General features: G+C 53.4%; 8 protein-coding genes and 1 tRNA gene. All 9 read right to left on the bottom strand.

From position 1 onward, the window contains the following. The coding region (locus ABDW13_RS15295; protein ID WP_343553418.1) for a P-loop NTPase at window positions 1–98 on the bottom strand (98 nt) is incomplete at its 3' end. After that, on the bottom strand, window positions 89–778 hold the full coding sequence (gene bcsO, locus ABDW13_RS15290) for a cellulose biosynthesis protein BcsO (RefSeq protein ID WP_343553417.1): 690 nt from the start codon (window positions 776–778) through the stop codon (window positions 89–91). The genes bcsO and ABDW13_RS15295, both read right to left, overlap by 10 nt. Window positions 779–1,255: 477 nt before the next feature. Beyond that, window positions 1,256–2,263 (bottom strand): dipeptide ABC transporter ATP-binding subunit DppF, encoded by a 1,008-nt coding sequence (gene dppF, locus ABDW13_RS15285; RefSeq protein WP_343553416.1) that lies wholly within the window; start codon window positions 2,261–2,263, stop codon window positions 1,256–1,258. Then, window positions 2,253–3,239, bottom strand: coding sequence for a dipeptide ABC transporter ATP-binding protein (gene dppD, locus ABDW13_RS15280; protein WP_222213140.1), 987 nt, complete (start codon window positions 3,237–3,239; stop codon window positions 2,253–2,255). The genes dppF and dppD overlap by 11 nt, the downstream gene beginning before the upstream one ends. A gap of 12 nt (window positions 3,240–3,251) precedes the next feature. Next, window positions 3,252–4,154, bottom strand: coding sequence for a dipeptide ABC transporter permease DppC (gene dppC / locus ABDW13_RS15275; RefSeq protein ID WP_343553415.1), 903 nt, complete (start codon window positions 4,152–4,154; stop codon window positions 3,252–3,254). A gap of 9 nt (window positions 4,155–4,163) precedes the next feature. Then, the gene (gene dppB / locus ABDW13_RS15270; protein WP_343553414.1) at window positions 4,164–5,183 is read right to left on the bottom strand and encodes a dipeptide ABC transporter permease DppB; all 1,020 of its coding nucleotides are present in this window, start codon (window positions 5,181–5,183) and stop codon (window positions 4,164–4,166) included. A gap of 199 nt (window positions 5,184–5,382) precedes the next feature. Beyond that, the gene (gene dppA / locus ABDW13_RS15265; RefSeq protein ID WP_343553413.1) at window positions 5,383–6,993 is read right to left on the bottom strand and encodes a dipeptide ABC transporter periplasmic-binding protein DppA; all 1,611 of its coding nucleotides are present in this window, start codon (window positions 6,991–6,993) and stop codon (window positions 5,383–5,385) included. Window positions 6,994–8,024: 1,031 nt separating this feature from the next. Beyond that, window positions 8,025–8,101: transfer RNA gene (locus tag ABDW13_RS15260), tRNA-Pro, on the bottom strand. 159 nt (window positions 8,102–8,260) lie between these two features. Then, window positions 8,261–9,940, bottom strand: a complete 1,680-nt coding sequence (gene eptB / locus ABDW13_RS15255) for a kdo(2)-lipid A phosphoethanolamine 7''-transferase (RefSeq protein WP_343553412.1) — start codon at window positions 9,938–9,940, stop codon at window positions 8,261–8,263. Window positions 9,941–10,139 lie beyond the last annotated feature (199 nt).

Below are 10,139 nucleotides of genomic sequence, written 5' to 3'. Positions count from 1 at the left end.
ACCTTGCTGCCAGCGCGAGCCAGACTCCACGCAAGGTTGGCCGCCATGGTGGTTTTCCCTACTCCCCCTTTTGGCGAGCACACACAAACTAACGGCATAGCGCAATCTTCTCCAGTAGCGGTTTTAATGGTGTTTCTTTGGCAAGGTTAGCAGGCTCAGCACTCCGCGAGCGGAACAGTGCGCCAAAACGCGAAGGCTCAGCCGCGGCTGGGCGAGGCGCTGGCGGCGGTGCAGCAAAGGTCTGCACCGGCGCTGGGGCAACCGGTGCTGGCGCGATAACCGGCTGCGCAACTGCCGCAGGCGCAGCTGGTGCCGCTGCGGGTTTTGCTGGCGGGAACAGCGATGTCGTCGCCGCGCGCTCAACCAGCGTGGCTTTAGGTGCCAATGACGCCGGTGCAGACGCCGGTTTAGCCGGTGGCGCCGGCGGGAATAAGGAAGATGTCGCCGCAGGCGCGGGCTGTGCAGCGGCTGGCGTGGATGCACCTAAGCTATCAAGAATCGATCCACGCGGCGTGGCGGCAGGCGCAGCGGCCACCGCAGGTGCGGCTGGTGCAGGCGCTGTCGGCGCGGCAAATTCATCACCGCGAATCGGCTGTGGCTGTGGCAAATCGATACGTTGCCCGCTACCTAATTCCGGCTCTTGTTCGGTTGCCAATTGGCGAAGCAACGCCCACTGACTTTGATCGGCTTCTTGCGATTGCCCGGACATATCCTTAAAGGCGATATCAAGCGTCTGGGTTTTCTCTTTGAAACGCTGCAGATCGTCATAGTTCTTCATGATCAGAGCCTGTAAAAGCGGGAGGGAATTTTCCGCGAATATATCACACACATTAAAAGACGGTGAGACAAATCTGATTATTAAAACGTCGCATTCAATAAAAGAATTCTATCTTAAAGATTGAAAAAGCGGATATGCAAGAAGCATGCACATATTTAGGGACGGAGATTAATTAATATCGATTAACAGAAATAATCACGGCGGGGATTTTAACCTAAGCTACTGAAAATACGCTATTGCGCTGCAAGTCGCGGATTTTGTTGCTGTGTGATAGTGCTCACGAAATCCTGACGAAAATAAGAATTTGCCTTAACGATTTATATCTTGATCAGGACCAATTGATTACAGATGCAGTGAAGTAATGCTTTTAAAGTTTCCAAAAGAATATGCTTATCTGGCGTTAATTTTACTGATGTATTATTGGGCTTAAAAGAGAGGCTCCCGCAGGAGCCTTTAATCATTTATGGCCGTGATTTATTACACGCCCACTGGCTGATTTTCGTCTTGATCGACCGCGAAGCAGGCAATTTGCTGATCGCCATATTGCTTCAGTTTTGGCTGAAGCTGAACGCAGGTGCCAAAACGACGACGGCAGCGAGCATTGAACGCACAACCTGGCGGCGGATTCAGCGGACTTGGCAATTCACCGGTCAGCTTGATGCGCTCACGGCGATCGTCTGGATTGAGGCGCGGCGTGGCGGACAGCAGCGCCTGGGTGTAAGGATGGCGCGGATTGCTGAAAATCGCCTCCTTGCTGCCCTTCTCCACGCAACGGCCGAGATACATCACCATCACTTCGTCAGCGATGTGTTCGACCACAGACAAGTCGTGCGAGATGAACACATACGACAAACCCAAATCCTGCTGCAAATCCATCATCAGGTTGAGCACCTGCGCGCGTACAGAAACGTCGAGCGCCGAGACCGGTTCATCGGCAATCAGCACATCAGGATCGAGCATCAAGCCACGCGCAATCGCAATACGCTGACGCTGGCCGCCAGAGAACATGTGCGGATAGCGATCGTAATGCTCGGTCTTCAGGCCGACTTTCGCCATCATCTCCAGCGTTTTTTCCTTGCGCTCTGCCTTGGTCAACGAGGTGTTGATCACCAGCGGCTCTTCCAGAATCTGGCTGATTTTCTTGCGCGGATTGAGCGAACCGTACGGGTTCTGGAACACTATTTGGATTTTCTGGCGACGTAGTTTCTGCGCCTGCGGATCGTGCTTCAACAAATCCTGACCGTGCCAATACAGCTGGCCTTCGGTTGGCGTTTCAATCATGGTCAGCAGACGACCCAGCGTGGATTTACCACAACCCGATTCGCCCACCACCGCCAGCGTTTTACCGCGTTCGAGGTTGAACGAGACGCCATCCAGCGCTTTGACCAGACGTTCCTGGCCAAACAGACCTTTCTTCACCGGGTAATGTTTTTTCAGGTCAATCGCCTGCAGCAGGTAATCCTGCTTGGTGTTATCAAGACTCATAAGTCGGTCTCCCGGCATCATCCAGTGGGAAGTGACATTTGGCCTGGCGGCCCGGAATATCACGCAGCTCAGGCTCTTCGCTGCGGCAGCGATCGGTCACATACGGACAGCGCGGATTCAACAAGCAGCCGGTTGGACGATCGTATTTACCCGGCACCACGCCCGGCAGCGAAGCCAGACGCGCTTTATCCGCGGCGAACTCTGGCAACGCGCGCAGCAGCGCTTGCGTGTATGGATGACGCGGCGCTTTGAAGATATCCACCGCTTTACCGCTTTCGACCACCTGGCCGGCATACATCACGATGATGTGCTGCGCCGCTTCGGCCACCAGCGCCAGATCGTGGGTAATCAGGATCAGCGCCATGTTCTCCTGCTTCTGCAACTCCAGCAGCAGTTCGATGATCTGCGCCTGAATGGTGACGTCGAGCGCGGTGGTCGGCTCATCGGCAATCAACAGTTTCGGTTTGCAGGCAATCGCCATCGCAATCATCACGCGCTGGCTCATACCGCCAGAGAGCTGATGCGGATAAACATCCAGACGCGAAGCCGGATCGGGAATACCGACCTGATCCAACAAATCAATCGCTCGCTGACGACGAGTTCTTTTGCTGCCGCCCTGATGCACCTTAAGCGCTTCCATAATCTGGAAACCCACGGTGTAGCACGGGTTAAGGCTGGTCATCGGATCCTGGAAAATCATCGCCACTTCCGCGCCCACCAGTTGGCGGCGCTCTTTTTCGGAGATTTTCTGCAAGTCGCGCTGATTGAATTCCAGCTTTTCGGCCATTACGCGGCCGGGGTAATCGATCAGGCCCATAATCGCCAGTGAACTGACGGATTTACCCGAGCCCGATTCACCGACGATGCCAACGACCTGGCCTTGCTCAACTTGATAACTGATGCGGTCAACCGCACGGAACGGTGTCTTTTCGTCGCCGAAATGCACCGATAGTTTGTCTACATTTAATAACGCCATCTCGGTGCCTCTTTACTGCTTGAGTTTCGGGTCGAGTGCATCACGCAAACCATCGCCCATGAGGTTGAATGCCAGAACCGTTAGCAGAATGGTGACACCAGGGAATGTCACAACCCACCAGGCACTTTGCGCATACTGCAACACGTCGGAGAGCATGGTGCCCCACTCCGGCGTTGGCGGTTGCGCCCCCATACCGAGAAAGCCCAACGCTGCCATATCGAGGATGGCGTTGGAGAAACCTAATGACGCCTGCACGATCAGTGGTGCCAGGCAGTTAGGCAGAATATTGACGAACATCTGGCGCAGCGTACCGGCGCCCGCCACGCTTGAGGCAGTAACGTAATCGCGGTTCACTTCCACCAAAACCGCGGCACGCGTTAGACGGATATAGTGCGGCAGCGCCACGAAGGTAATCGCCAGCGAGGCGTTAACAATCGACGGACCAAAGATCGCCACCAGCACCAACGCCAGCAGCAGGCTTGGCAGCGCCAGCATGATATCGACGACGCGCATGATAATCGCGTCAACCACGCCGCCGAGATAGCCGGCCATCAGACCAAAAATCACGCCGAGAATCAGCGACAACACCACTACCATGCAGCCAACCAGCAGCGACAGGCGCGCGCCGTACATCAGACGCGACAACACATCACGGCCAACGTCATCGGTACCCAGGATGTAGCTCCAGTTGCCACCTTCTTGCCAAACTGGCGGATGCAGCAACGCATCGCGGAACTGTTCAGCCGGTGCATGCGGAGCCAGCACATCGGCAAAGATGGCAATCAACAGCATCAGAACGATGTAAACCAGGCCAATGACCGCGCCTTTGTTACGTTTAAAGTAGTGCCAGAATTCCTGCAACGGGGTCATCGGCTTGGGTGCAGCAGTTACGCTTGCGGGATCAACAGCAGACATGATTCCCCCTTATTTCTTATGACGGATACGTGGATTGACCACGCCGTACAACAGATCAACCAGCAGGTTGACCACAATGATCAGAATCGCCACCAGCAACACGCCGCCCTGCACTACCGGATAGTCACGGCGTTGCAGCGCTTCGATCAGCCAGCGACCGAGTCCCGGCCACGAGAAGATGGTTTCGGTTAGAATCGCACCGGCCAGCAAGGTACCCACCTGCAAACCGATCACCGTCACTACCGGCAGCATGGCGTTACGCAGTGCGTGCACCACGATCACGCGCATACGCGTCAACCCTTTGGCGCGCGCGGTGCGGATGTAGTCTTCACCCAGCACTTCCAGCATTGAGGAGCGCGTCATACGCACGATCACCGCCAGCGGTATGGTGCCGAGCACGATAGCCGGCAATATCATGTGCATCACCGCATCTTTGAAATCGCCCTCTTCGCCCCACAGCAAGGTATCAATCAGCATAAAGCCGGTGAGCGGATGACTGTCGTCGAGGAAGATGGTGTCGCTGACGCGCCCGGAAACAGGCGTCAGGTTCCACTGCACCGACACCAGCATGATCAGCATGATGCCCCACCAGAAAATCGGCATCGAATAACCGGTCAGCGAGATGCCGACGGCGGTGTGATCGAAGATGGAGCCGCGTTTTACCGCCGCCAGCACGCCGACAGGAATGCCGACCGCCACTGCGAACAGCATCGCGCAGATGCCGAGTTCCAGCGTAGCTTTGAAGCGCGGTACGAATTCGTCCCAAACCGGGATACGACTTTTCAGCGAGATGCCGAGGTCGCCATGCAATACGCCGTTGATGTAGGTGAGATATTGCTTCCACATCGGCTGGTCGAGGCCAAATTGCGCCATTAATTGCGCGTGACGTTCGGGAGAGATGCCGCGCTCGCCAGCCATGATCAGTACCGGATCGCCGGGGATCAAGTGGACAAACGCGAAGGTCAACAGTGTGATACCGATGAACGTTGGGATGACTAAGCCCAAACGTCGGAGTATGAATTGCAGCATAAGCCTGGTTCTCTGACATTTCCCATGGCGCTAACGCCGGGGACAACATTGCTTAACACCCGCAGCCAGCCATAGCCGGACGCGACGCAAGAAGCGCTTCAATAATTAGAATTAGCCGGAAAAAAAGTGCGGAATGCGGGCGGCGCAGGTGCCGCCCGAGGGCCAGTAACACTGGCCCTGACCGCGATAATCCGAAAGGTTATTCCTGGATATCGACGTTTTCGAAGTGATGTTTGCCCAATGGATCAACCACGTAGCCGGTCACTTTCTTACTCACTGGCTCATAAACGGTTGAGTGCGCGATGATCAGCGCTGGCGCTTGATCATGCATCACAACCTGAGCTTGTTTGTACAGTTCAATACGTTTGTTGTGATCGGCTTCAGCACGAGCTGGCTGAATCAGATCTTCAAACGGCTTAGAACACCAACGTGAGTAGTTAGAACCGTCTTTCGCCGCTGCACAGCTGAACAGCGTCGCGAAGAAGTTATCCGGATCCCCATTATCACCGGTCCAGCCCATCATCACGGTCTGGTGTTCACCGGCTTTAGCACGCTTCAGATACTCGCCCCATTCGAAGGTCACGATCTTGGCTTTCACGCCAATTTTCGCCCAGTCGGCCTGAACCATTTCCGCCATGCGACGTGCGTTCGGGTTGTATGGACGCTGAACGGGCATCGCCCACAGATCGATGGAGAAACCATCTGGCATGCCGGCTTCTTTCAGCAACTCTTTCGCTTTGGCAGGATCGTAAGCGTAGTCTTTGATGTCGTTGTTGTAGCTCCACATGGTTGGTGGAATCAGGTTTTTCGCGGCCTGGCCAGCGCCCTGATAAACGGCATCAATAATGGCTTGCTTGTTAACCGCCATGGTCAGTGCTTGGCGCACTTTCACGTTATCCAGCGGTTTTTTCTCGGTGTTGAACGACAGGTAACCGACGTTCAGACCAGGCTGCTCCATCAGGTTAATTTTGTCGTCTTTCTTCATGCTCGCGATGTCTGCCGGGTTTGGATACGGCATCACCTGGCATTCGCCTTTCTGCAATTTAGCGTAACGCACAGAGGCATCAGGCGTGATTGAGAACACTAAGCGATCGATTTTTGGCTTGGTGCCCCAGAAGTCTGGGTTGGCTTTGTACAGAATGCGTGAATCTTTCTGGTACTGCTGCAACACGAATGGACCGGTGCCCACTGGATTCAGGTCCAGCTTCTCAGGCGTGCCCGCTTTCAGCATGTTGTCGGCGTACTCTTTAGACAGGATTGAGGCGAAGTCCATGCCGAGGTCAGCAATGAACGGCGCTTCTGGACGTGTCAGGGTGAAGCGTACGGTGTAATCGTCAACTTTTTCGATTTTGGCGATCAGCTTCGGCATGTCCATGCCTTCGAAGTATTCGTAGCTGCCGCCAGAAACACCGTGATATTTGTTGTTTTTATCGAGCTGACGCTCGAAGGAGAACACCACGTCATCAGCGTTGAAGGTGCGGGTTGGCTTGAAGTCTTTGGTGGATTGCCACTTCACGCCTTGGCGCAGGTGGAAGGTATAAGTTTTACCGTCCGCGCTCACATCCCATTTTTCTGCCAGACCCGGCTGCAACTCGGTGGTACCGGTTTTGAACTCAACCAGACGGTTGTAGATCGGTACGGAGCTCGCATCGTACGTGGTGCCCGATGTAAACAGCTGCGGGTTGAAACCTTCAGGCGAACCTTCTGAACAATAAACGAGGGTTTTCGCCTGGACACCAGCGGCAACGGTCATAGCAATCAGGCTAAGACCGACCTTCAGCATCCTGGATTTAGCCAGGGAGTTGATCATGTTTTGCTCCATTGTGATGTGATGTTGTGTGCGTCGCCCAACCTCTGATTTTTTTATGCGGTTCGGGCAGGTCAATTAAGAGTAATCAAATGTGAGCGGTTATTGTGATGGCCCAGGCACCGTGGAATCTGCTGAGCGGCCCGTCTCTACATTTTATTGACGCATCAATTTGTCAACAGTTGCAATGAACGTCAATACAGTGTGGGGTTATTTACACAGAGTGTGAGTAAGTGCAAGCAACGATAAAAAACACCCTTCTGCGGCTGAGCCAAAATTAAAAAAGGTGATAAAGCACTCAAACCCGTGTGATTATCTGGCTATACGGCCAAATGACAGTGATTATCACCGTTAAAAAACACACAAAACTTATTGGTAAATGTTGAATATCTGAACGATTCTGCGTGCGTTATGACGTTCAGGCAGCGGAATCTGCTAGTGAAATGGCATAAGAAATCAGCATGATGCAGAAACCGGTCATAAGAAGAATGTGTCGCGAATTAAGCGGGCAGCTTAGATTTGGTAAGGGATTGAATAGTTAAAATAGGGATAATAGTGGCTATTGCGGATTTGATTGCTGAAAGGGATGAATGCACAAGTTTCGCTGATTATTGGTGCGTTGCTCAGGAAAGGCGACTCGATCGCAAAGACGGCGTGAATACGTCCCTGTAGCCTCGGCCGCCGCATCCCTGCGGCGGACGCTTTGCTAACCGAGTCGCCATTCCATCGCCTGTACGATTGGCTTCGCTGTAAAACAGAACGCAGCAGAATTGAATAAAGGATGGAATGCGGGCCGCGAAGTAAAGCTTCCGACGCATGGACAAAAATGCCGGGAGCATTTTTGTACAACGCGAAGCGTTGCCCGCTAGCGGGCGAGCCCCAGGGATGGGGCGAGTACTCCGTCGGCAGAGCCCACAGGGATGTGTCCACGGCGACTTTACGGAGCGGCCCGGTATTTCAGCCTGATCGGTGCAGCAATACATAAAATAAGGACGAAAAAAAACCTGCTTATAAAAGCAGGTTTCTTCGAAAGATGGTCGGCGAGAGAGGATTCGAACCTCCGACCCACTGGTCCCAAACCAGTTGCGCTACCAAGCTGCGCTACTCGCCGATGGGGGCGCATATTACTGCGCTGCTAAAAAAGCGTCAATCCCTTTTGCAGAAAAGCCGTTTGATCGCCTGGAAAGCAAGCAGTGCCTTAAAAGTCCTACCGCTCAACTAGTTCTGAACAGCGGTCACCATGAATAGCGCCCCTACAACCCCATCCACATTACAGCGCTTTGGCTGGCGCTGCGCACCAGTTATTGCTTTCTTTAATACCGCCATTTGGCGAGGTATAGCCGAGGCAACCCAGAATGGTGTCAAACAGCTCAACGTGGCGATGGGTTTTGCCCACGCGCTGCTGCGCTTGCAAGCGTTCGAAGTTGCTGCGATTAGTAGGATCGGCCAGGTATTTGTCTGACGCCCACACCATCATTGGCACGCGGAACTGCTCCGGCGGCGCCATCTCACGCGGCGTGCCGTGCAAGTGCATATTCTCGCTGATCGATTCGCCGTGATCGGAGGCGTAGAACACAATCGCTTTCTTATCACGCAGCTGATCGAGCACGCTATCCAGCATGGTATCGACATACAAAATCGAGTTGTCATAGGCGTTAATCAACTGCGCTTTACTACAGGTTTCATCCACGCCCATGCATTCCGGCTGGTAACGCGCGAAACTACGCGGATAACGTTGCGAATAAAGGTAGTGCGAGCCTTTGGTGTGCAGAATCACCACATGCTTGCCTTTCGGGAAACGCTGCAATGAAGCCTGCAATTCCGGCACTAACAACATGTCATCAACCGCTTTGCCCTGATTACGCTTCTCCGAACCAATCTGCTCGCGGAAGGAGAAGTTATTGGTATCGGCGTTATCGTAGAACCACACTTCACTCTGCATGGCGAACAATTCAGAGCTGAAGCCGAGTTCTTTCAGCACGGCAAAGATGTTCTGCTCTTTCAGCGTACGGCCCGGATTATCCATGGTGCCGCCTTCGCGCACGAACATGCAACGCAGCGACAGCTTGGTGGCGGTATCACAAGATTCACCGCGGAACGCCACCAGATTTTTCTCTTTCGACAGCTTCGGCGTGGTATCACGATCGTAGCCAAGCATGCCCATGTGATCCCAGCGCGTGGTTTCGCCAATCACAAACACCATATAAGTGTCGTCGATGCCCGGCGGTGCGACATAGGTAAACTGTTTAGCTGGATCCACCAGCTCTTTGCCATCCCACTCTTCATCGGCTTTGGTCCAGGCAAACAGCCCCAGCGCGGCAATCCAGTTCGATGGCAAATAAGAGTGCGCCACGACACCGCCGTAACTTGGCAAGTCGATATTGGTGATCTCTTCATTCACCTTCTGCAACTTGTCGAAATAGCGAATCGGCAGCCATACCAGCGCCACGCTCAACAGCATAATCACCGTAGGCTTAAGACGTTGCCCTGGCGTTTTAAGTTGTTCAATCAGCGTTTGGCTCAGATTATTGCGCCAAATCAGCAGCAGCGGCAGCGCGCTGACCAGCACCATCCACAAAATGAAGTGCATACCAATCACTTCTTTCGACAGATCGATATCGGTGGTCATCACCGAAGCGATGATGCCGTAGCCAATCACCACGTTGAAGAACGCCATGTAATAAGCGGCGGCAACTGAAATCACCACGATCAGCGTGGCAAGAATGCGGTAAGCCCATTTTCCTCCCAGCGAAATTAAACGCATCAGGAAGAAGGTGGCCAAAACGGCGGCAATCACTTCAGCGGCAGCAGAGAACCAGTTAGAGGCGGTGGATTTCGTCAAGAATCCGTCAAAACGGCGATAAAAAATCGGCAAATTCAACAAGATGCCGAGATATAACGCAAGCAGCAGTGACAGCTTTTGCTGCGTTAAACTTTTAATATAATTCATGAAATTAGTTTTTCCCGACCTGGTGTCGTTGTATCAACCGTTATGTGACTGTTTAAAGACAACAGAGTTCGCTTTAATCGCCGAATTGCGAGTTATAACGTGCAGGATCGGGACGAATCCGATGGGTGCGCAGGTGATAATGCGAAGCGGAGTAGTAGAACATTTAACCAATGGTAAGACCAGAAGATTCTTGAGAGCG

This window comes from Pantoea sp., from assembly GCF_039594315.1.
Lineage (GTDB): Bacteria > Pseudomonadota > Gammaproteobacteria > Enterobacterales > Enterobacteriaceae > Pantoea.
This window is presented reverse-complemented; position numbering and strand designations above follow the sequence as displayed.